19 protein-coding genes are annotated in these 23,129 nt (G+C 58.5%); 11 read left to right on the top strand and 8 right to left on the bottom strand.

All coding sequences use genetic code 11. The features are described from left to right. Positions 1 to 141: 141 nt before the first annotated feature. The 8 genes from ACR0E2_RS00665 (at position 142) to ACR0E2_RS00630 (ending at position 7,700) form a co-directional block, all read left to right on the top strand. Positions 142 to 1,881, top strand: a complete 1,740-nt coding sequence (locus ACR0E2_RS00665; RefSeq protein WP_152457524.1) for an ABC transporter substrate-binding protein — start codon at positions 142 to 144, stop codon at positions 1,879 to 1,881. A gap of 82 nt (positions 1,882 to 1,963) precedes the next feature. Beyond that, a complete protein-coding gene (locus ACR0E2_RS00660) occupies positions 1,964 to 3,013 on the top strand; it encodes an ABC transporter ATP-binding protein (protein WP_480444720.1) in 1,050 nt (349 codons plus the stop codon). Position 3,014: 1 nt separating this feature from the next. Further along, positions 3,015 to 4,091 (top strand): ABC transporter ATP-binding protein, encoded by a 1,077-nt coding sequence (locus tag ACR0E2_RS00655; protein WP_480444719.1) that lies wholly within the window; start codon positions 3,015 to 3,017, stop codon positions 4,089 to 4,091. After that, positions 4,088 to 4,951: a carbohydrate ABC transporter permease gene (locus tag ACR0E2_RS00650; RefSeq protein ID WP_480444718.1), complete on the top strand. Its 864-nt coding sequence runs from the start codon at positions 4,088 to 4,090 to the stop codon at positions 4,949 to 4,951. Before ACR0E2_RS00655 ends, ACR0E2_RS00650 begins: the two co-directional genes overlap by 4 nt. Beyond that, entirely contained in the window at positions 4,948 to 5,745 is a 798-nt protein-coding gene (locus ACR0E2_RS00645) for a carbohydrate ABC transporter permease (RefSeq protein WP_152457520.1), read from the top strand. The genes ACR0E2_RS00650 and ACR0E2_RS00645 overlap by 4 nt, the downstream gene beginning before the upstream one ends. A gap of 8 nt (positions 5,746 to 5,753) precedes the next feature. After that, positions 5,754 to 6,155 (top strand): DUF2160 domain-containing protein, encoded by a 402-nt coding sequence (locus ACR0E2_RS00640; RefSeq protein ID WP_480444716.1) that lies wholly within the window; start codon positions 5,754 to 5,756, stop codon positions 6,153 to 6,155. 65 nt (positions 6,156 to 6,220) lie between these two features. After that, the gene (locus ACR0E2_RS00635) at positions 6,221 to 6,616 is read left to right on the top strand and encodes a BlaI/MecI/CopY family transcriptional regulator (RefSeq protein WP_170346648.1); all 396 of its coding nucleotides are present in this window, start codon (positions 6,221 to 6,223) and stop codon (positions 6,614 to 6,616) included. After that, complete coding sequence (locus tag ACR0E2_RS00630; RefSeq protein ID WP_480444715.1) at positions 6,603 to 7,700, top strand: M56 family metallopeptidase; 1,098 nt, start codon at positions 6,603 to 6,605, stop codon at positions 7,698 to 7,700. Before ACR0E2_RS00635 ends, ACR0E2_RS00630 begins: the two co-directional genes overlap by 14 nt. A 10-nt stretch (positions 7,701 to 7,710) precedes the next feature. Here the strand turns inward: ACR0E2_RS00630 and ACR0E2_RS00625 are convergent, their stop codons facing one another. The 5 genes from ACR0E2_RS00625 to xylF form a co-directional block, all read right to left on the bottom strand. Next, positions 7,711 to 9,066, bottom strand: a complete 1,356-nt coding sequence (locus ACR0E2_RS00625) for an MATE family efflux transporter (RefSeq protein ID WP_480444713.1) — start codon at positions 9,064 to 9,066, stop codon at positions 7,711 to 7,713. Between the two features lie 199 nt (positions 9,067 to 9,265). Further along, entirely contained in the window at positions 9,266 to 10,573 is a 1,308-nt protein-coding gene (gene xylA, locus ACR0E2_RS00620; RefSeq protein ID WP_480444712.1) for a xylose isomerase, read from the bottom strand. A 10-nt stretch (positions 10,574 to 10,583) separates the two neighbouring features. Continuing rightward, the gene (locus ACR0E2_RS00615; protein ID WP_480444711.1) at positions 10,584 to 11,381 is read right to left on the bottom strand and encodes an ATP-binding cassette domain-containing protein; all 798 of its coding nucleotides are present in this window, start codon (positions 11,379 to 11,381) and stop codon (positions 10,584 to 10,586) included. Further along, on the bottom strand, positions 11,381 to 12,679 hold the full coding sequence (locus ACR0E2_RS00610) for a sugar ABC transporter permease (RefSeq protein WP_171228450.1): 1,299 nt from the start codon (positions 12,677 to 12,679) through the stop codon (positions 11,381 to 11,383). Before ACR0E2_RS00610 ends, ACR0E2_RS00615 begins: the two co-directional genes overlap by 1 nt. Before the next feature lie 75 nt (positions 12,680 to 12,754). Beyond that, positions 12,755 to 13,774, bottom strand: coding sequence for a D-xylose ABC transporter substrate-binding protein (gene xylF, locus ACR0E2_RS00605; protein ID WP_152457515.1), 1,020 nt, complete (start codon positions 13,772 to 13,774; stop codon positions 12,755 to 12,757). A 153-nt stretch (positions 13,775 to 13,927) separates the two neighbouring features. Between xylF and ACR0E2_RS00600 the strand changes: the two genes are divergently transcribed. Together ACR0E2_RS00600 and ACR0E2_RS00595 are read left to right on the top strand one after the other, a co-directional pair. Further along, entirely contained in the window at positions 13,928 to 15,145 is a 1,218-nt protein-coding gene (locus ACR0E2_RS00600; protein ID WP_480444709.1) for an ROK family transcriptional regulator, read from the top strand. 1 nt (position 15,146) lies between these two features. After that, positions 15,147 to 16,646, top strand: coding sequence for a CRTAC1 family protein (locus ACR0E2_RS00595; protein ID WP_480444708.1), 1,500 nt, complete (start codon positions 15,147 to 15,149; stop codon positions 16,644 to 16,646). Here the strand turns inward: ACR0E2_RS00595 and ACR0E2_RS00590 are convergent, their stop codons facing one another. Genes ACR0E2_RS00590 through xylB form a run of 3 tightly spaced genes read right to left on the bottom strand, consistent with a single transcriptional unit; the run spans position 16,647 to position 20,346 of the window. Continuing rightward, positions 16,647 to 17,945: a cytochrome-c peroxidase gene (locus ACR0E2_RS00590; protein ID WP_480444706.1), complete on the bottom strand. Its 1,299-nt coding sequence runs from the start codon at positions 17,943 to 17,945 to the stop codon at positions 16,647 to 16,649. Then, positions 17,942 to 18,889 (bottom strand): aldose epimerase family protein, encoded by a 948-nt coding sequence (locus ACR0E2_RS00585; RefSeq protein WP_480444705.1) that lies wholly within the window; start codon positions 18,887 to 18,889, stop codon positions 17,942 to 17,944. Before ACR0E2_RS00585 ends, ACR0E2_RS00590 begins: the two co-directional genes overlap by 4 nt. Next, entirely contained in the window at positions 18,889 to 20,346 is a 1,458-nt protein-coding gene (gene xylB / locus ACR0E2_RS00580; RefSeq protein WP_480444703.1) for a xylulokinase, read from the bottom strand. The genes ACR0E2_RS00585 and xylB overlap by 1 nt, the downstream gene beginning before the upstream one ends. Before the next feature lie 322 nt (positions 20,347 to 20,668). Here xylB and ACR0E2_RS00575 point away from each other — a divergent pair, with 322 nt between their 5' ends. Further along, the gene (locus ACR0E2_RS00575; protein WP_480444701.1) at positions 20,669 to 23,098 is read left to right on the top strand and encodes a GcvT family protein; all 2,430 of its coding nucleotides are present in this window, start codon (positions 20,669 to 20,671) and stop codon (positions 23,096 to 23,098) included. Positions 23,099 to 23,129: the final 31 nt, after the last annotated feature.

Here is a 23,129-nt window from a genome sequence, read left to right as displayed (position 1 = left end):
GGCAAACGAGTTCAGCGCCACCTCTTCCGGGATGCCTGAACGTCAATTACTAAATTTTTAGTTTGACACATACGCAAGAAATCGCTGATGCTGTCCGTCATCCGGTTTCCGCCGGAGAACCATAATTTTGGGAGGAGACAGATGCGGAGACATCTACTTTCCGCAGTGGCGGCGGCTGCCGTCATTGCGGGGCACGGTCCTGCTTGGGCCGACGAAGCCGCAGCACAACGTTGGATCGACGACGAATTCCAGCCATCGACCTTGTCGAAAGACGAACAGATGGCCGAGATGCAGTGGTTCATCGAAGCTGCACAGCCTTACGCAGGTATGGAAATCAACGTCCTGTCCGAAGGTATCCCGACACATTCCTACGAATCCGAGGTGCTGACCAAGGCGTTCGAGGAAATCACCGGCATCAAGGTCAACCACCAGATTCTGGGTGAAGGTGAGGTGGTTCAGGCCGTTCAAACCCAAATGCAAACGGGTCGGAACCTGTATGACGGCTATGTCAACGACAGTGACCTGATCGGCACCCATTCGCGTTTGCAGCTGGCCTATCCGCTGACGGACATGATGGGCGGTGACTGGGCCGCGACAACTTCGCCGACGCTGGATCTGGATGACTTCATGGGCATTCAGTTCACCACCGGACCGGACGGCAAGCTGTATCAGCTGCCCGATCAGCAGTTTGCGAACCTTTACTGGTTCCGCAAGGACTGGTTCGATGATGAGGCGAACAAAGCCGCGTTCAAAGAAAAGTACGGCTATGATCTGGGCGTTCCGGTCAACTGGTCCGCGTATGAAGATATCGCCGAGTTCTTCACCAATGATGTGAAAGAAGTCGATGGTACCACGATCTACGGCCACATGGATTACGGCAAGCGCGCGCCCGACCTCGGATGGCGCATGACCGATGCCTGGCTGTCGATGGCCGGTGCCGGCGACAAGGGCGAACCGAACGGTGTGCCTGTCGACGAATGGGGCATCCGCATGGAAGCGGGCACCTGTAACCCTGTTGGCGCTTCGGTGTCGCGCGGTGGTGCTGCAAACGGTCCGGCTGCGGTCTATGCGATCCGGAAATGGGATGAATGGCTGCGGGCCTATGCGCCTCCGGGTGCCGCGTCTTATGACTTCTACCAGTCGCTGCCGGCACTTAGCCAGGGCAACGTGGCCCAGCAGATCTTCTGGTACACGGCCTTCACCGCCGACATGGTCAAGCCGAAGTCCGAAGGCAACAACACCGTGGATGACGAAGGCACGCCGCTGTGGCGGATGGCGCCCAGCCCGCACGGCCCCTATTGGGAAGAAGGCCAGAAGGTTGGCTACCAAGACGTGGGGTCCTGGACGTTCCTCAAATCGACCCCCTCGGATCGTGCCCAGGCAGCTTGGCTTTATGCCCAGTTCGTGACCTCCAAAACTGTCGATGTGAAGAAGTCCCATGTGGGTCTGACCTTCATCCGCGACAGCTCGGTCAATCACGAGTCGTTCACCGAGCGCGCACCCAAGCTGGGTGGTCTGGTCGAGTTCTACCGCTCACCTGACCGCGTGGCATGGTCGCCGACCGGCATCAACGTGCCGGATTATCCGAAGCTGGCCCAGATCTGGTGGCAGCAGATCGGTGACGTGAACTCGGGCGCCTTCACCCCGCAAGAGGCGATGGATCGTCTGGCCGAAGAGATGGACATCACTATGGCCCGGATGCAGGCCGCTGATGAAAGCGCCGGTGTCTACGGCGGCTGTGGTCCGCGCCTGAACGAGCCGCAGGACCCATCTTTCTGGCTGGAAAAGCCGGGCTCACCCAAGGCCAAGCTTGAGAACGAAAAGCCGCAGGGCCAGACCGTCAACTATGACGAACTGGTTCAGCGCTGGCAGTCAAAGTAAGCCGTTGAAACCCGGGGGTGCCGCGTCAGGCACCCCCACCTCAAGACCAGTGCATTGCACTGAAGGACCGGAACCCACGGACATGATCGAACTTCAAGACGCGACCAAAAGGGTCGGCAACGTCATCCATATCAAGCCCACAAACCTGACCCTTCAGACAGGCCACTTCAACGTGCTGCTGGGCGCGACGGGCTCGGGCAAGACCTCTCTGATCAAGATGATGGCTGGTCTGGACCCGATCGCCTCGGGCAAGGTCCTGATGGATGGGCAGGACGTCACACGGCTGAATACGCAGAAGCGAAAAATCAGCCTCGTGCACCAGTTCTTCGTGAACTACCCACATATGACCGTATTCGACAACATCGCCTCGCCCCTGCGCGTGGCGGGCATGGCGCAGTCCGAGATCGAAGGCCGCGTGGAAGAGGCCGCCGACCTGTTGCAACTGCGCCCGATGCTGTACCGCCGTCCGCACGAACTGTCGGGCGGCCAACAGCAGCGTACCGCGCTGGCGCGTGCCATCGCCAAGGACAGCCGCGCGGTATTCTTGGACGAACCGCTGGCCAACCTGGACTACAAGCTGCGCGAGGAATTGCGCGAGCAACTGCCTGAGCTGTTCGCCGGGCGCGGGGCCGTGGTGGTCTATGCCACGTCCGAGCCCGAAGAGGCGCTGCTGCTGGGCGGCTACACCGCCCTGATGGAAGATGGACGCGTAACCCAGTTCGGGCCAACCGCTGACATCTATCGCAACCCCGAGAACATCGCCGCCGCGCGGGTCTTTTCAGACCCCCCGATCAATGTCGCACGCATCACCGTTTCCGCTGCCCAGGCGCAACTGGCCGGTGGAGGTGGCTGGGCCGTCACCGACATGGCCGACGGAGATTACATGGTCGCGGTGCGGCCGCATCGTGTGACGCCGTTCCGGACGTCTGACGCGGACGTGGAACTGACCGGCCGCGTGATCGTGACCGAGCTTTCGGGTTCGGATTCCAGCGCGCATTTCCAGCATGGCGAGGACGCCTGGGTGTCGCTGGCCGCCGGAGTCCATCCCTATCAGGTGGGCGAGGATCACACATTCTTCATGAACCCGGCCCATTGCCGGTATTTCGGCCTAGACGGCAAAAGGGTGGCCTGACATGGCACAGATCAAACTTTCAAACCTCCGCCACAGCTACATGCCGTCGCCAAAAGGCCCCGAGGATTATGCGCTGAAGGAAATCGACGTGACCTGGCGTGATGGCGGGGCCTATGCCCTGCTGGGCCCGTCGGGCTGCGGCAAGTCCACGCTGCTGAACATCATCTCGGGCCTGCTGACCCCGTCCGAAGGGCAGATCCTGTTCGACGACCGTGACGTGACCGCTCTGCCCCCTGATCAGCGCAACATCGCACAGGTGTTCCAGTTTCCGGTGATTTACGACACGATGACCGTGGGCGAAAACCTGGCCTTTCCGCTCAAGAACCGCGGCGTCGATCCGGCGACGATCAAGCGCCGCGTCGATGCGATCGCCGAGATGCTGGATGTCACCGACATGCTGAACACCCGTGCCAGCGGCCTCAGCCCGGACAACAAGCAGAAAATCTCGATGGGTCGCGGCCTGGTCCGCGACGACGTAAACGCGGTGATGTTCGATGAACCTCTGACCGTGATTGACCCGCATCTGAAATGGAAGCTGCGGTCCAAGCTGAAAGAACTGCACCAGCGCGTCAAGGCGACGATGATCTACGTCACCCACGACCAGACCGAGGCCCTGACCTTCGCGGACGAGGTCGTGGTGATGCAAGAGGGCGAAGTGGTGCAGATCGGCACTCCGGTGGAGCTGTTCGAGCGCCCGCAGCACACGTTCGTGGGCCATTTCATCGGCTCGCCCGGTATGAACGTGCTGCCCTGCGAGGCGCGCGGCGACCGCGCCCTGTTCGAAGGGCACGAAGTCATGCTGGAAGGTCCCATTCACGGTGATGGCGGCCGTACCGATCTGGGGATTCGCCCGGAATATGTCGGCTTGGGCGAGACCGGCATCCCGGCGCATGTGACCAAGGTTTCCGACATCGGTCGCCACTTTGTGGTCAGCGCGATGGTCGGCAATACCGCCCTCAAGGCCGTGGCAGAACACAGCGTGCCCGAGCCCGGATCACAGGTCTTCCTGCAATTCAAACCTGAACAATCCCGCGTCTACCGCGACGGCTGGATCGCAACCGAGGAGCGGGCGCTATGAGAACGGAAAACCAAAGAGCATGGTTCTTTGTCCTGCCCGTGCTGGCACTGGTCGCGTTCAACGCGCTGGTGCCGATGATGACAGTGGTCAACTATTCGGTGCAGGAAACCTTTGGTAATAACCAGTTTTTCTGGGAAGGCCTGGGTTGGTTCGAACAGATCCTGCGGTCGGACCGGTTTCAGGCCGCACTTGGACGACAGTTCCTGTTTACTTTCCTGATCCTGATCATCGAAGTGCCTCTTGGCATCATCGTGGCCCTGTCGATGCCGCGCAAAGGTTTCTGGGTGCCTGTCTGCCTGGTGCTGATGGCCCTGCCGATGCTGATCCCGTGGAACGTCGTTGGGTCCATGTGGAACATCTTCACCCTGCCCAAAATCGGTCTGTTGGGATATTTCCTGAATGACGTTCTGGGCATCAACTATGACATGACGCAACAGCCGCTTTCGGCCTGGATCACCGTCATCGTTATGGATGTCTGGCACTGGACGTCGCTCGTCGTGTTGCTGTGCTATGCAGGCCTCGTGTCGATCCCGGACGCCTACTATCAGGCGGCCAAAATCGACGGCGCAAGCCCTTGGTCGGTGTTCCGCTACATCCAGCTACCCAAGATGAAGACAGTTCTGACGATCGCGGTCCTGCTGCGGTTCATGGACAGTTTCAACATCTATACAGAGCCCTTCGTGCTGACCGGGGGTGGGCCCGGCAACTCGACCACCCTGCTGTCGATCGACCTTGTGAAGATCGCGCTGGGGCAGTTTGATCTTGGCCCTGCGGCTGCGATGAGCCTGATCTATTTCGCCATCACGCTGCTGGTTTCGTGGCTCTTCTACACCCTCATGACAAAGGATGACGCGCAATGAAGAAGCGGTCTCTCATCCCGATCCTCTATATCGCGTTCCTGATGCTGCCGATCTATTGGCTGGTGGCGATGTCCTTCAAGACAACGAACGAGATCCTGTCGGGCTTTTCCCTGTTCCCCCAGACCTTTACGCTGGAGAATTACATCACCATCTTCACGGACCCGACGTGGTATTGGGGCTATATCAACTCGATCACCTATGTGACGTTGAACACGGTGCTTTCGGTCAGCGTCGCCTTGCCTGCCGCCTATGCGTTCTCTCGCTACAGGTTCCTAGGTGACAAGCAGCTGTTCTTCTGGTTGCTGACCAACCGGATGGCCCCGGCAGCGGTCTTCGCCTTGCCGTTCTTTCAGCTCTATTCTTCGATCGGCCTGTTCGACACGCATCTGGCCGTGGCACTAGCCCACACACTGTTCAACGTGCCGCTGGCAGTTTGGATTCTGGAAGGCTTCATGCGGGGAATTCCAAAAGAGCTGGATGAAACCGCCTATGTCGACGGCTATTCCTTCCCACGTTTCTTCGTGACGATCTTCCTGCCCAATATCAAAGCGGGCGTGGGCGTGGCGGCCTTCTTCTGCTTCATGTTCTCTTGGGTGGAAATGCTGCTGGCCAAGACCCTGACCGCGGTCGAGGCCAAACCCATCGCCGCCGTGATGACCCGCACCGCGTCCAGCGCGGGCTATGAATTGGGCCTGCTGGCCGCCGCCGGCACCCTGACCATCATCCCCGGCGCCATCGTCATCTGGTTTGTCCGCAACTACATCGCGCGTGGTTTCGCGATGGGACGTGTGTGAGGTTCGATATGCGTAAACTTCTTCTCACCCTTCTTTTCCTGCCTTCCACGACCCTTGCCCAGCAGGCCGGATGGGGCAGTGTCGGCCAGCAAGAGGAAAAAAGTTTTTCCTGGACTGCACCACTGTGGCCCGATTTCTGGATGGCCTGGACCCCGGCGACACTTGCCGTATTTGTCGGCATCTTTTCGGCCATCGCGCTGATTGGCGTTCTTGAGGGCTTCAAGTATCGCGATGGCATAGAACGGCGCGGTGTACTGGGGCTGACTACTACATTGGGCGATCGGCTTTTCATCACCCTTCTGGGGTCCGCCTATATCTTCCTCGCATGGCTGGGCATTGTCGGGCAGCCGGTATGGACACCTCTTTTCCTGTCTATCGGCTGGGGCGTTTTTGTGTTCTGGAAAGTTTAGACTTTGAGAAATCGCGAAAGGATGCTTGTCTGGCAGGCATACTAAACATGACAACACCGAGATCGATGCGAAAGAAAAAGACAACAAATCTGCTGACCGAGGTTGAACTGGAGTTCATGAACGAGCTCTGGGCCCTCGGGCAAGGCTCGGTGCGAGATGTCCTGGACCGCCTGCCTTCGGAACGCAATCTGGCCTATACATCCGGTGCCACGATCCTGCGTATTCTGGACGAGAAAGGTTTTGTGGAAAGCCGCAAGACAGGAAAGACCCTGATCTATACGCCGCTTCTGGAAAAGGACAGATATCAGGCCCGCTCTCTCCAAAACCTGTCCCGCACTCTGTTTGACGACACACCCGCCACACTGGTGGCCCGGCTTGTCGATGATGCGGGGCTGAGCGAAGCCGACCTGGAGGAAATTCGAGCACTGGTAGAAAGGAGACTGCAAAATGACAGCGGTTAGACCGGTTCTCGACACGTTTATCGAACTCAACATCGTGCTGGCCTTGTCAGCCGTCATCTGGCTGGCGGCCCGCGCAGCCCTGACCCGAACAGCCCTGCGCCACAGCTATGTCGCGCAGTTGCGTGCGATCAAGGCGCTGTGCGTGTGCGTACTGATCAGCCCGTTTCTTGCGTTCGGCGTGTCATCATTCGCCTCTTACGCATGGCCGGGCAGCGCCATGGCGCTTGGCGACATCGCCGTTGCCGCCTATCTGCGCGGCGATATCGCCATGCCCGCCACCCAGTTCGAAGCCTTGCTGAACACCCGTGAACGGTGGGTGGACCTTGCATTGTCAGGGCAACAGCCGGTGATCACTGCCCTTGCAACCCTGCTTGTTATGGTCGCAGCGGTGTTTGCGGCCCGCGCGCTGCGGGATGCGATGATGATCCGCCAGACAGTCAAGTCCAGCTTTCTTTGGCGGCAGTCGGCCAAGGTTGACATCCGTCTTTCGGATCGCATCACCGTACCGTTCGCCGTACGCGGATTGCGCCGTCGCCATGTCGTTCTGCCAAGCCACCTGCTGGATACCCCGCACGAACTGCGCTTTGCGTTGGCGCACGAGCTTCAGCATGTTCGGGCCGGTGACGTGGAATGGGAACTGGGCTTTGAAATGCTGCGCCCGCTGTTGTTCTGGAACCCAGCCTATCTGATGCTCAAGTATCAGTTCGGCCGCTTGCGTGAACTGGCATGCGACCAGTCCGTGGTGGCCCGCAAACGGATCGATGCGCGCGAGTACACCGCGTGCCTGCTGGATTATTGCGCACGTACGATCTCGGTTAACAATCCCCGCGTTTTGAATGTTGCCTTTGTGACGGGCGGCAAGGCCAAGCGTGTGCTGCGCCAGCGCGTGCTTGCGCTGACTGATGCGCAACCGACGGTGCCCACCCTGCCCGCTCTGTTCCTGGGGATGGCATTGACCTTCGCCATCCTTCTTGCATTGGGGTCTGCGTCGATCCGGCAAACGCAGGACTGGAGCCATGACCGCCTGATGCTGTCAACCGTGGTCAATCTGGAACGGCTGGAAGCACGCAATCAGGGGAACTGATCCGACCTGATCACCAGCCGCGACGCCCGAACAGCGAATGAAGCCGACCCTGATCTGAAAAAGGCTCGAGCGCTTGCGAGCGCTCCAACCGCGCCACGACCCGCGCGACCATAACCCAGCCTATGACTGCAAAGATGACGCCTCCAAACGCCTGCCCCAGCAGAACGCCGGATGCGCCGGCGATCTGTGAACCAATCGTCGCGAAAACCCAAGTGCCGATAGTGTGACGACCCCAGTTTATCCATGTGGAATAGACCGGATGCCCCAGATTGTTGAAGCTGGCATTTGTCACGAAGATCACGCCATTGAAGAACGAAGCCAATGCCAACGGGCCGCAGAACAGATAGATCAGACTGCGGGTTTCGCCCTCGGCAGCAAACAGATCCGCAATCGGTGCGCGCAGCAAAAACAAAATGGCCGACATGCAAGCGACATAAAGAGCCGTGAACTTGATCCCTGCCAGAAAGGCAGCGCGCACGCGATCGAACTTTTCGGCCCCAAAATTCTGTCCGATGATTGGCCCTATCGCGCCGGACAGAGCGAAGATGACCGAAAACGCCACCGGCAAAAGGCGCCCTATCACGGCCATGCCCGCAACCGCATCCGTTCCATATTGCGCGATTTCCCTGACAACGATTGCATTGCCGATCGGCGTGGCGACATTTGTCAGAACCGCTGGAATTGCAATCGCCCGCACGGGGCGCAAATCCTTTGCAACCTGCTTCAGTGAAGGGCGCGCAAATCCCCGATGCACCCGATGCGCTGGCCACAACGCCGCCCCCAGCATGCACAGCCGCGCCAGGACCGAGGCGATAGCGGCGCCATCCAGCCCCAGCCCGACCGCAAAGATCAGTATCGGGTCCAGAACTGCATTCACCACTCCGCCGTAGATCGTGGCCATCATTGACCTCCGCGCATCGCCATGAGCGCGCAGCACGGCCATCGCCGTCATCGCAATGGACATCACGAACATGGTCGGAAGGATGATCGACACATAACGCGTCGCCAGCCTCAGAACCTCTCCTTCCGCACCAAGCAAGGACAGCAGAGAGCTGAGATTCAACAAGACCAGTCCCGAGGTCGTCAGCCCGGCAATCAGCCCAATAACGGCCACGCTGGACGCGTAGTGTCTTGCCTGTTCAGCCCGCCCGGCCCCGAGTTCGCGAGCAACCAGCGCCCCGGCGGAAATCGACAATCCGATATTAATCGCGTTGGTGAAAAACAGCAGCGTACCGGCATAGCCCACCGCCGCCGCAAGCGCATCGTTGCCCAACATCGAGATGAAGATCATATCGACAAAGTCGACGGCAAAAATGGCCATCAGGCCAATGCTGGTGGTCAATGACATGCGTGTCACATGCAGCATCAGACTGCCGCTCAGAAACACCGCTTTGCCTGCCGATTGATCCGCCAAAACCCTGTTCGCCCCACCTGTTCGACCCCGACGGGCCTTTGATGCCGTTGCGCCCGGCAAGGGAAAGCCCCGGCCAACGCTGAAGCAAACTCACGCGTTTCCGGGGCATTGTACACAAGTTATTTTCAGGACCGGCTAGAACCCACGGGGATCAGACAAAACGGTTCACGTAGTTCTCGAGGATTTCCTGACGCCCCGAGCGCGGATCTGGATTGAGACCCTCGGCCAGCACCCGCGCTGCAATCTCGTCAAGACCAGAGGTCAGCATTGCCTGCGCCTCGGGCGTATTCCAGCCCGCATACCGATCAGCCAGCGCCTGTTCCAATCCGCCATCTTCGATCATTGCTGCCGCTGCTTTCAGGCCCCGGGCACAGATGTCCATCCCGCCCACATGCGCGGCGATCAGATCTTTGGCATCGATCGACTGCCTGCGCAGCTTGGCGTCGAAATTGGTGCCGCCGGTGGTAAACCCACCCGCCTTCAGGATGTGGTAATAGGCTAGCGCAACCTCGGGAGTGTTATTGGGAAACTGATCCGTATCCCATCCTGATTGATAATCGTTCCGGTTCATGTCGATGGAGCCCAGCATCCCCTCGGCCGCGGCTACTGCAATCTCATGTTCAAAACTGTGCCCCGCCAGAATCGCGTGACCCTGTTCGAGGTTCAGTTTGACCTCATTCTCAAGCCCATATTTGCGCAGGAAACCGATGCAGGTCGCGGCATCGAAATCATATTGGTGCTTTGATGGCTCCTGCGGTTTGGGTTCGACGAGGATCGCACCTTTGAACCCGATCTTGTGCTTGTACTCGACCACCATGTTCAGGAACCGGCCCATATGATCCAGCTCGGTTTTCATGTCGGTGTTGAGCAGCGTCTCGTACCCTTCGCGCCCACCCCACAGCACATAGTTTTCTCCGCCCAGCTTGTGGGTGGCATCCATGCAGGATTTCACCGTGGCGGCAGCAAAGGCAAAGACGTCGGGATCGGGATTGGTGCTGGCACCGCCCATCCAGCGGCGATGGCTGAACATGTTGGCCGTACCCCACAACAGCTTGGTGCCGGATGCCTGCATCTTTTCACCGATATAGTCGGTGATCTCGTTCAACGTGCGCAGATTGTCGGCGAAGTTCCCCTGCTCTGGACGGATATCGGCATCATGCCAGCAGAAATAGGGCTGTCCCAGAATCTGGAACATCTCGAACGCGATATCGGCCTTCATCTTGGCGCGGCCCATGTCATCCTGTGGGTGCCAGGGGCGCTCGAAAGTGGGGCCGCCAAACGGATCTCCGCCCTCCCACGCGAAGGAATGCCACCACGCCACGGCAAAACGCAGGTGATCCTCCATGCGCTTGCCCAAGATGATCTCGTCCGGGTTGTAGTGACGGAATGCGAGCGGGTTCTTGCTGTCCTCGCCTTCAAATTGGACTTCTTCAATTCCCTGAAAAAAACCGCTCGTCATTTCGCTTACCTCATTCCGTCTTTTCGCCGGGCTTTTTGCCCAGAATGATCATCGACAACAGATCGTCATCGGTGACGTCTGCGATATCGACTGTTCCAACCAATTGCCCGTTCTTCATGACCGAGGCCCGGTCACACAGCTCCATCACCGCGTGTACATCATGGTCGATCAGGAAAATCCCGATCCCCTGCGCCTTGAGCTGTTGGATCAGGTCCGCCACCATCTGTGTTTCGTGCGGGCCAAGTGCGGCCGTGGGCTCGTCCATGATCAGGATACGCGCGTTGAAATACACCGCCCGTGCAATGGCCACCGATTGACGCTGACCACCCGACAGGGCCGAGACCGGATCATTGAACTTCTGAAAGTTCGGGTTCAGCTGCGCCATGATCTTGCGGCATTCCGCCTCCATCGCGGCGTCGTTGACCAGACCAAAGGGCGTGACCATTTCGCGGCCCAGAAACAGGTTCGAACTTGCATCCAGGTTGTCCGCCAGCGCCAGCGTCTGATAGATCGTCTCGATATTGTTGGCGCGCGCGTCACGGGGGTTGTTGATCTCGACCTTCTTGCCGTCGATCAGGATTTCGCCATGCTCCATCTGATAGGCGCCCGAAAGAACCTTGATCAGGGTGGATTTGCCGGCCCCGTTGTGGCCCAGAAGGCCCACGACCTCGCCCGGGTAGAGATCGACCGACACATGGTCTACCGCCTTGATACCCCCGAAAGAAATCGAGATATCGCGCATTTCCACCAGCGGAGGCTGGCCCGATCCGCGACCCGAAGCCCGGTTCTGTGTTTCTTGTGCTTGCATCATTTCGCCCCCAGACGTTTGCGATAGACGATGTCGATATAGACGGCCAGAACCAGGACGGTGCCGACGACGATATTCTGGAACGGCGCATCCACGCCAACCATGGCCATGCCGGATTGCAGCGCCTGCATGATCAACGCGCCAAGGATTGCGCCGTAGATCGTTCCGATGCCGCCGGACAGCGCCGTTCCACCGATGACGGCAGCGGCAATCACGCGCAGTTCATCCAGCGTCCCGATATCATTCGAGTGGTTGGCCAGACGGGCCGAGGCCACGACTGCCGACAGCGCGCACAGGAAGCCCATCAGGGCAAAGATCTTGACGGTCATCAAACGGGTGTTGATGCCCGACAACTCGGCCGCGTCCGGGTTGCCGCCGGTGGCAAAGATGTAACGGCCAAAGCGGGTTTTGCGGGCCACGACGGTCAATGTCACCGCCACAATGATCAGGATCAGAACCGAAATCGGGATGCCGTATCCCACAACCAACCCTTCCGGCATCGTCTCGCCGCGCGCTTCGAACATGCGTTCAAGACGACGGGTCGGGATGGCATAGCTGTTGACGATCAAGACATAACCCATAATGGCGATGCCGATGATCCCGGCCAGCGTTGCTTCAGCCCAGACCGGCTTAACAGGGAATCCATGAGCGGCTTTGGACCGGCGACCGCTCCACAACGCCCAGATCGCAACAGCCGTGGCGGCCAGGCCGAACAGAAGGCTGACGGTTGTTCCCAAGGTCCCGTTGGTGCCGCCAAACATCAGAAACGTGCTGTCCAGCGGGCCGATCGTCTGTCCATCGGTCATGTACCAGGCGACGTTGCGCCAGACCAGAAAACCGCCAAGCGTCACGATAAAGGCTGGTATGGTCAGATACCCCACCATCCAACCGTGGAACGCGCCGATCAATGTGCCAACCACAAGGCCCACCACCAACGTGATCGCCCAGGTCGCCGGGTGGTTCAAACCCATGCCCAGAACATTCGGCAAGAGCTCGGTCTGGGTCATCGCCATCACGGCAGATGTGGTCGCCAGCAGCGCCCCAACCGACAGGTCTATGTGGCGCATGACGATGATGAACACCATGCCGCAGGCCATGATCGCAACCGAGACGGTCTGGATCGACAGGTTGAACAGGTTTCTGGGCGTCAGAAAGCGGCCATCCGTCACGATGTTGAAGCCAATGCACAGGATGATGAAGGCGCCGATCATGCCCAATAGCCGCATATCCAGTTCCAGTTGCTGAAACAGGTTGGCCTTTGCTTTTTGGGGTACCGGCTGAGACGAAGTTTCGGTCATATCCGATCTTTCATGTTCAGCTATGATCTCTGGCCCGCCCTTGCGGGCCAGAGATATTATGGTTTGGAACTTGGTTTAGTTACAGGGTGCAGGGCCGTTTTCGACGCCCTGACACAGGTCTTCCAACGGAATCCAGCCAGCATCGACCACGACGGACAGGTTGTCTTTGGTGATCGGTACAGGCGCAAGGAAGACCGAATTCATCTCGGTTCCGCCGGGCGAAGTCCATTTGATGGCACCTTCAATGTCCTCGGGGCTTGTCCCGTTGCTCAACGCAACTGCAATTTCACCGGCAGCTTTGCCCAGCTCACGCGCATCTTTCCAGACAGAAACGGTTTGCGTACCCTTGGCAACCCGGTTCAGCGCCGCGTGATCGCCATCCTGACCCGAGACCGGAATGCCTTCCATGCCCTGCGCGGTCAGGGCTGCAACAACACCGCCGGCAGTACCGTCATTCGAGGCCACGACGGCATCAACGTTGTTTTCGTTCGCGGTAAGGATCTGTTCCATGTTGCGCTGTGCGTTCGCAGGCAGCCAACCGTCGGTATAAGCTTCTCCCACGATGACGATATCGCCGCTGTCAACGGCGGCCTGGATGATCTCTTGCTGACCGCCACGCAGGAAATCCGCGTTCGGATCCGTGGGCGAGCCCTTGATCATCACATAGTTGCCTTTCGGCATCGCCTCGAACACCGCGCGGGCCTGCATCCGGCCAACTTCAACGTTATCGAATGTCAGATAGAAGGCACGGTCGTCTTCGATCAGACGGTCATACGCGATGACCGGAATGCCTTCGTCTGCCGCCGCCTGCACTGCCGGGCCGATAGCCTGGGAATCCTGCGCCAGAATGATCAGCGCATCAACGCCCTGGGCAATCAGACTTTCAATATCCGACAATTGCTTGGCAGAAGAAGATTGGGCATCAGACGAGATGTATTCCGCACCGCCCGCTTCCAGTGCAGCCTTGATCGCCGCTTCGTCGGTCTTCCAACGCTCTTCCTGGAAATTCGACCAGCTTACGCCGACCGTGGGCTCTGCGAATGCAGCTGTCCCCATCAGGACCGCCACTACAGAGGCGCTGAGAATTCGTTTCATGATTTCCTCCCGGTTTCATTGAGCCATCGTTTCATGATTCGTGGCCCCGATAATTCTGAGTAGCATATTTATTTCAGTCGGTAAAATATTTATGCTATCGGTAACTGAAAAAACCACCTAGGTTGAAACAGGGATCAGATTCGCGAGGGCAAGATGCTGAAAAGCAAAGCTTCTTCAAATGCCACGGACCAAAGGAACGTCACTCGCCTGCGCGTTCTGGAAAAAATCCGGGCCACAGGAACCATTTCACGAATCGACATAGCCACCGCGTTGGAGACCAGCCCAGCGACCATCACAACCGCCACTGCCGATCTGCTGTCTGCCGGTCTGATTGCGGAAATAGAAAGCGAAACACCTTCCAAATCAGCGCGCCGCGGCAGACCGCGGGTACAGCTGAAACTGAATGGCGCGTCACATCTGATCGCGGGCGTGAAAGTCGCCCGCCAGCAGGTTTCAGTCATACTCGTGGATTTCGAAGGAACCGAAATCACTTCGTATACGCATCCGCTGGACCAAGCCCGCATGGCCCCGGATGCGTTTGCCAAGAAGATCCGCGCCGTGCTTGATCAGGCCTGCGCCTCGGCAAACCGATCCCTTGCCGATTTGTCCGGTGTCTGCATCGGCATCGCTGGCCTTATCGATGCAAATCAGAACTTCGTGCATTGGTCATCTTCGCTGACGGAACGAAATGTGGATTTGAGCCCGCTGTTGTCCAAGGTGCTCCCCTGCCCCGCCTTCATCGAAAACGACGCCAATCTGGTCGCAAAGGCGGAACAGCTTTTTGGATTGGGAAAGGGGCTGAAGAACTTTTTGGTTGTTACGATCGAACACGGCATCGGTCTGGGCATCGTTCTTGATGGCAAGCTTTATCGCGGTGAACGCGGATGCGGCGCAGAATTCGGGCACCTCAAAGTTCAGTTGGACGGCGCCTTGTGTCAATGCGGGCAGCGCGGATGCCTGGAGGCCTATGTGGGGGAATACGCCCTGATCCGCGAAGCGACGATCGCCAGTGAAGCAACGGATCCCCGCACGCTTGTCGATATACTTGCAGCAGCAAAAGCCGGCGACGCCCGATCCATTTCCGTTCTGGCCCGCGCGGGCCAAATGTTCGGGATGGGAGTTTCGAACCTGATCAATCTGTTCGACCCCGAGTGCATTATCCTGTCCGGCGCCAGAGGTCGATTTGATTACCTGCATTCAGACGAGGTGATGGCACGTGTCCAAAACGGCGTCGTCAGCGTCGACGCGCCGTTGCCGGAAATCAAGGTCAACCACTGGGGCGATTCAATGTGGGCAAAAGGGGCGGCGGCTTATGGAATTGAACAAGTTTCTATCCTGAAGGTCAGGGAACTGGCGGCTCATGCGAATTAAGATGGCAATCTTGCTTGCGGCAGGTTCCGCTGCCGCTGCGGATACCGTTCCACCCCGCTTTCAAAAGGTGGAAACCCCCGGCCATGTTTACGATGGCGGCTGGGAACATTTCGTCGGCGGGGGTGTCGCGGTCTTTGACTGCAATGATGACGACCGCCCTGAAATGTTCGTGGCTGGGGGATCAAACCCAGCGCAATTGTTCATCAACATATCCGACGCAATAGTCAGTTTTCGCTCGGAAACACCTGACCAGCTATCCTTGACCCGTGTGACCGGCGCATACCCGGTAGACATTGATGGCGATGGGTTCCTGGATCTTGCGGTTTTGCGCGTAGGCAAAGACCTGTTGCTTCGTGGCAAACCGAACTGCGCGTTCGAGCCCTTCACGGCACTGGGTTTTCAATCTCAGGACCATTGGACAACCGGCTTTTCCGCCACTTGGGAACGCGGGCAAACCCTGCCAACGCTGGCCTTTGGAACCTATGTCGACCGAAGCAATCCGGATGGACCTTTTGAGGCTTGCGGGCCGACGCTTCTGTACCGACCCCAAGACGAAAAGTATGGCGATCCTGTCCGTCTGGAACCCGGTCACTGTTCGCTGTCGATCCTGTTTTCCGACTGGGCGCGCACGGGTCGCGCGGATCTGCGTGTCAGCAATGACCGCCACTACTATGTGCGTGGCGGGCAAGAGCAATTGTGGGCCATGGAAGACACCCCGCGCCGATACAGCGAGGCCGATGGATGGCTACCCTATTCGATCTGGGGCATGGGGATCGCTTCGCGGGATCTGACCGGTGACGGGTTTTCCGATGTTTATCTGACGTCCATGGGGGACCAGAAATTCCAGGTTTTTGATCCTGCATCAGATGGGCCGACATGGCGAGATGCGACTTACGACCGTGGAACAACGGCACACAGGCCACATGCAGGAGGTGACGGCCGCCCCTCGACCGGCTGGCATGCACAGTTCGGGGACGTCAACAATGATGGGCTGGACGACATTTTCGTTGCCAAAGGCAATGTTGAGCAGATGCCCGACGCGGCGCAGAACGACCCCAACAACCTGTTGATGCAGACCTTCAACGGTCAGTTTTTCGAAACAGCATCACAAGCTGGTGTCGCGTCCATGGCAAAGTCCCGCGGCGGAGCCCTGACGGATTTCAACGGGGATGGATGGCTGGATTTGGTGGTGGTCAATCGCGGCTCGGACCTTGAGGTTTTCCAGAATGAACCGACGACCGGCAACTGGCTCATGATTGATCTCGGCCAGAGCCACCCCAACAGACAGGCAGTCGGCAGTTTTATCGAGGTCAGGACGCCCGAGGGCATTCAAACCCGTGAAGTGACCATTGGCGGGGGGCACGCCAGCGGAATTGCCGGGTTCCACCACTTTGGTTTAGGAGACCTCGAAACCGCAGAAGTACGGGTGATCTGGCCTGATGGTGAACATGGAGATTGGCAGAAGGTAGATGCCAATCAGGTGATCCGCCTCGGCCGTTGATCATTGATCGACGGGCAATCCGCTGGGAACCGATTGGGGAACACCCAACCGAACTGCCGGATCTTCCAGCGTGCCCAGAAAACTCAGGATGGCATCGACCTCGTCATCACTCAGGTCGATGGGCGCCAGATCGTTTGACGCAGCTATGGCTTCGACATGCCGGGGATCAAGCAAAGCCTTTTGATCCTCTGCCCCGAAAAACTCTGGCAGGTCAGCCATTTCGATGGCGTAGTTCCGCAAAGCGGAAACCGGATCCAGATGATGACGCACGACATCCTCAAGCCGTGCGTAGGCACCGCTGTGGCCATAGGGCGCCGTCAAGGTCACGTTGCGCAGCGAAGGCGTGCGGAATGCGAATGCATCATCCTTGTCGCCCGTGACGCGCAGTCGCCCGTCATCCCGCACATGATTTTCGAAACGGGCTGATTTTCCGGGGCCGATCTGAGGCATGGCGATGGAATGGAACCCGTGATCGGTCTGGAACCAGCCGGAATGGCAGGCACTGCATCCAGCCTTTCCGTAGAACAGCTCCATCCCCAGCTGCGCTTGTTCGGGCAGCCTGTCTTCGCCTTGCATCGCACGATCAAACAGGCTGTTGTCAGCCCGCCACTCAAACGCGATGAAATCGGCAATGACATTGGCGATTGCGGTAAAGGAGATGCCTTCTCCGGGCGCGATGTCATCAAATCGCCTTTGATACTCTGGTATCGCCGCCACGCGCGCGGCGATCAGATCCCAGGCGCCACCCTCTTGGGTCAGCAAGCCGAGTCGTACGGCCTTGCTCACCTCGTTTTCAGAATAATGCCCCGCCATTTCGTCAGGTGACAGCACCGGAAACATCGCCTGCGCCGCCAAAGCCGATTTGAACCCCGGCCTCATATGCGTCCCCAACGGGGTTCTGATGCCATTGGGCTGTGACGGGTCCGTCTCGAGGCGGCCGTCATGGAAAAACGTCGTGAATTCCAGCGCCCCGAGGTTCCACATCGCGGGCGAGTTCCGGGGAATGCGCTGTTCGGGTCTGTTGTCTTGTGTGACCTTGCGCTGACCGCCCAGCCCAGCCCCACCTTCGCCGATACCCAGTGAAAGCCCGTCGGACGTTCCCAGCTTCGGATGATGACAGGTTGCGCAGCTGATGTTCTTGTTGCCCGACAGGATCGGATCGTAGAACAGCAGTTGCCCCAACTCTGCGTTTGCAAAGTCAGGTTCGATGAATTCCGGTTTCGGACCAAGGTCTTGCGCCTGAGCAATTGAAAGCGACATCCAGATGCCTACGGCATTTGCTGCAATCTGAAGTCTCATGATCGTTCCTCGGATATCTCAAGTGTCAAAGTTTGTTGATACGGGTTGTCCGGCGTATGGATGACGGACGGGAACGCAGGGATGTTCACGGCGTTCGGATATCCTGACGGTTCAATGCACAGCCCCGCACACGGGCTAAATCGGCCTGACAGGTGTGCTCCGGCATAGACCTGTGCACCGGGTTGATCTGAATACAGGTTCATCTTCAATCCCGAAGGTGCCGTGACCTCTGCGACCGGATGATCATGGGTTCCACCGTCATCAAACACAAAATAATGGTCCAGCTCGCGCCCCTCTGGCCCGACGGTACGTGACAACGCGAAATCTGGTACACTGTCGCCGACGGCTGAGATATCTCCGGAAGGAACGGAACGCGCGTCCAACGCCAGCACCCGGTTCGATCTCAGCCTGAGCCGGCAGTCCAGGATATCCTCAGGGCAGCCCAGAGTGTAATAATTGTGCTGCGCGATGCTGATCGGCGTTGGGCGATCCGGGCGCGCCCTGATTGTGTAGATCAGACGCGGACAGGTCAGTTCGACATGCACCTCAAACTTGACTTCACCGGGAAAACCGCCTTCACCGTGAGGTGAAGTCAAGGACAGAACCACCTGATTTGGAGAGGTTTTCACGATATCCCAGTATTTGCGGGACAGCCCGCTCGGACCACCATGCAGCGTGGTCGGCCCTTCGTTTGCTGTCAGGTGATGAATGCGCCCCTGCAATGCAAACTGCGCCCCGCCGATGCGGTTGGCCACTCGCCCGACCATCGCGCCAAGGTAGAACGGGTCCGACAGGTAATCCTGCGGGTTTTCGTAGCCCAATATCAAAGGTGTTTCGCCAAGCCACCAGCCTTGCGTGATTGCGCCATAGTTCAACAGGGAAACGGACATGTTGCCGTCTTCCAGAAGGACCTGCTCGACAGGCATGGGTTTGGGATCAGCCATCAGCGCGCGGCCAAAGGGGACAAAGCAGCATAGTATTTGCGATACCGCTGATATTCCGCCTCATATGCGCCGGACAGCTCGACACGTGGTTCAACACGCTCAGCGACTTCCGGGGCCAGCATGACATCCTTTGGATCGGTGCCGTCCACCGCACATGCAGCAAGACGCGCTGCGCCTATGGCTGCGCCGAACCCACTTCCATCGGGCACAGCAAGCGGCGTGTTCAGAACCGTGGCCAGCGTTTCCAGCCAAAACCGCGACCGCGCCCCGCCACCGACGACCAGCAGACTTTCGGGATTGGTGCCCGTGCTTTTGAGCGCCTCCAAGCAATCGCGCATGGCAAAGGAAACCCCCTCTGTCACGGATTGCGTCAGATCAGCGGGCTCCGATGCGATATCCAGTCCCAGGAATGCCCCACGTATGTCGCTGTCGTTGTGAGGCGTCCGTTCACCGGACAGGTACGGAAGGAAGGTAATCTTTGAAGGCCCCTTCACCGAATCCGGCAGGGTCGACGCCAGCGCACCGACGGGTTGACCGAGGTGACGCGACAGCCAGTTGAGACTGTTGGTGGCCGACAGGATCACACCCATTTGAATCCAGCGATCCGGAACCGCATGACAAAAACAATGAACCGCTGTTTCCGGCGCGGGCGCATAGCTTTCCTTTGCGACAAGCAGCACACCCGACGTGCCCAAGGAAAGAAATCCGCTGCCCTCGCCAATACTTCCGATACCGCAGGCCGCCGCCGCGTTGTCACCGGCCCCACCGGCAACCACGACGGGCCCGGTCAGACCCCATTGCCCGAGGATCTCTGACCGCAGTTCTCCGCCTGCCGAACTGCCTTCAACCAGCTCTGGCATTTGGTCCCGGCGCATGTGGCTTAGATCCAGCGCGGTGTCCGACCATTCACGTTTTCCAACGTCCAGCCACGCCGTACCGGCGCTGTCGGACATGTCGCTGACATAGGAGCCGGTGAGCCAGAAACGCAGATAATCCTTCGGAAGCAACACTTTGGACGTCTTTTCAAACACGTCGCTCTCGTGTCTGCGCACCCATTCCAGCTTGGGTGCGGTGAAACCCGGAAAAACGATGTTCCCGGTGATCGCGCGCATCGATGGCAGACCATCCAGCTCCGCAGCTTCCTGCGCTGATCTCGTGTCGTTCCAAAGGATACAGGGCCGCAGCACATTGCCATCCCGATCCAGCAACGTGGCACCGTGCATGTGGCCGCTCAGACCGACGCCGCGCACCGCAGAAAATGCGGAACCGTTCAACGCGCGCAATTGGGCAACGACGTTTTGGCAGGCCTCTAGCCAATCGGACGGATCTTGTTCCGACCAGCCGGGATGCAAAATCGATGTCTCGACACCTGCTTCGGCTTCGGCGACGACTTTGCCCTCTTCGCTGACCACAATTCCCCGAAGACCTGACGTCCCCAAATCCAGACCGAGATACACGCGATTTCCCCCTTCGTATGCCGCACGGATCGCGGGCGCTACAAAGCGCACCCCAAGCCTATGTCAGACCTTACCAGCACAGTTTGCGCTAACACAACAATTCGAAACAAGAGATGGCCGGTATTTTTGCGAACCGCCTCACAGAATGCGCGAGATCATCGGCAAATCCGATCATGGTTTAACTGAACTCAGCTGGAGCGGAAAATTTTTCGAATTGCCTGACGCGGATTTCACGTAAACAGTTCAATCAGTTCTCAGCCCGCTGATTTCGTTTTGACTGACCCTCTGGAAACGAAAACAGCCTCAGGAAGGAATGCGTCGAATGCAGTCACATGCCAAGGTTGTCGTCGTAGGAGGCGGATGCGTTGGGGCTTCGGTTCTTTATGGTCTGACGCAGCATGGATGCACAGATGCAGTCATGCTGGAGAGAACGACGCTGACCTCCGGCTCTACCTGGCATGCGGCGGGTCTGCTGGTCACCTTCGTGCGGTCCCACAATGTTTCGAAGATGACGATGGAGACCATCCGCATCTACTCCGAAGTCGAAAAGAAGATCGGCGCCTCGGTCGGGCTGCGCCAGGTGGGCCAGTTGCGCGTTGCCAATACGCAGGAACGCTGGGACGAGTTCCTGTCCTATGTCTCGATTGCCGAAGCCGCCGGTGTGCCCTGCAAGCTGCTGACGCCAGAGGAAATCGCCGAACTGCACCCTCTGCTCAACCAATCGGAACATATTCGCGGCGGCATCCTGCATACCGAGGACGGCTATGTGAACCCTGCCGACATCACCATGGCAATGGCCAGGCTGGCGCGCGAGAAAGGCGCCAAAGTGTTTCAGAACACCGAAGCGCAGGCTTATGAAAAACTGGAAAACGGTCTTTGGAAGGTTACAACCAATCAGGGTGAGATCACTTGCGAACATCTTGTCTTCGCAACCGGAAACTATGCCCGCGAAAACGCGCGCCGTGTTGGCCTGGATCTGCCTTGCATTCCAATCGTTCACCAATATTGGACAACGGAAACCGTTCCGCTGCTGAAAGAACGCCGCGCGCAGGGGTTGCCCGAGTTCCCGATCCTGCGGGATGAAGATTACGGTGCCTATCTGCGCGAAGATGTGGGCGGCATTCAGTTCGGTCCTTATGAGTTCACCAAAGACCTCAAGCTATTTGCCGAAGATCGCGTTCCGCCTGACTTTGGTGCCGACCTCTTGCCCGAAGATTTCGACGCGGTCCAAACGCAGTGGGAACGCGCCATCGAGAGGGTTCCAACACTTGCAGTGGTGGGTATCAAGGCCAACACCCGAGGTCCGTTCCAGATGACGCCGGACGAGTTGCCGCTTGCGGGGCCTGCGCCGGGGCATGAAAACCTGTGGCTGGCCGAAGGCATGCCCGGCGGCATATTGTGGGGGGGCACTGTTGGTGAACGCCTGGCCCGCTGGATCGTCGATGGGGATCCGGGCATGGACATGTCTGAACTCGACCCGCGCCGTTTTTCGGATTACGCGTCCAAGCGGTGGACCATGGACAAGGTGCGCGAAACGTGGGGGACCCACATGAACGCGCACATTCCCGGAGAGGACTTTCCCGACGCGCGCCCGATGAAAACGATGGGGTCTTACGACCTGCTGAGCGCGCATGGCGCCGTCTGGACCAGCTTCAACGGATATGAGTTTCCGCGCTGGTTCGCCAAATCGCGCGAGGACGCTGTTCCGGAACATTCCTTCCGCCGCACCAACCACATGGAACGCGTTCAGGAAGAAGTGCGCACCACCCGTGACGTGGCCGGTTTCATCGAGATGTCGCCGATGACCAAGTTCACCCTGCGCGGACCCGGGGCCGCCGAATGGCTGGATGGCCTCATGGCGAACAGGCTGCCCAAAGTGGGGCGAATGACCCTGTCGCTTTTGTTGAACCCAAAGGGCGGCATGGATGCGGAATATACGGTCGTCCGCTATGCCGAGAATGATTTTTACCTGGTCTCCACTCCGAACTGGCGCGCCTACAACTGGGATCAACTGCGACGTTTACTGCCCAATGACAGCTCTGTCCTTCTTGAAGATGTTTCAGAACAATTGGGCGTGATTGCTCTGGCTGGCCCCAAGGCACGAGAGATCCTGCAACCGTTGACCGACAATGATCTGTCGAACGAAGCCTTCCCCTGGCTTTCTGCGCAAAGGGGTGAAGTGGGATACGCCAAGGGCGTTCATCTGCTTCGCCTGTCCTATACCGGCGAGCTGGGGTGGGAACTGCATCACCCGGTCGGTTACAACCGCCATCTTGTCGACCTGCTGCTGAAGGCCGGTGTGAAACCTTTCGGGCTTGAGGCACTGGAATCCATGCGTCTTGAAAAATCCTATCGCGCCATCAATCGCGAGATTTGCAAGGACATGACGCCATACGAGGCCGGCCTTGATCGGTTCGTGGTAACTGATGGTCGCGACTTTATAGGCAAGGCCGCTCTTTTGAAACAGAAAAAGGAAGGCGCGTATCGGCGGTTGGTCACGCTGAAACTGCCCTATGGCGAAACATCGGTGATGTTTGACGAGGGCGTCTATGCTCAGGGCAAGCTGATCGGCCGTGTCACCTCGGGCGGGTTCTCTTATTATTGCAACCACGACATTGCGATGGCACTAGTGCCACAGAACATGACGGCGCCCGGAACGAAAATGCAGGTGCTGGTCCACAATGAGATGCGCGACGCCGTGGTCATCGACACATGTGCTGTCGATCCCGCAAACACACGCCCGCGCGCTTGAGTGCAAAAACAGAAAGACTGGACTCGAACCG

It is taken from the genome of Ruegeria sp. A4 (genome assembly GCF_056543025.1).
Note: the sequence above shows the minus strand (reverse complement) of the source record. Positions and strands in the feature narration are given on the sequence as shown.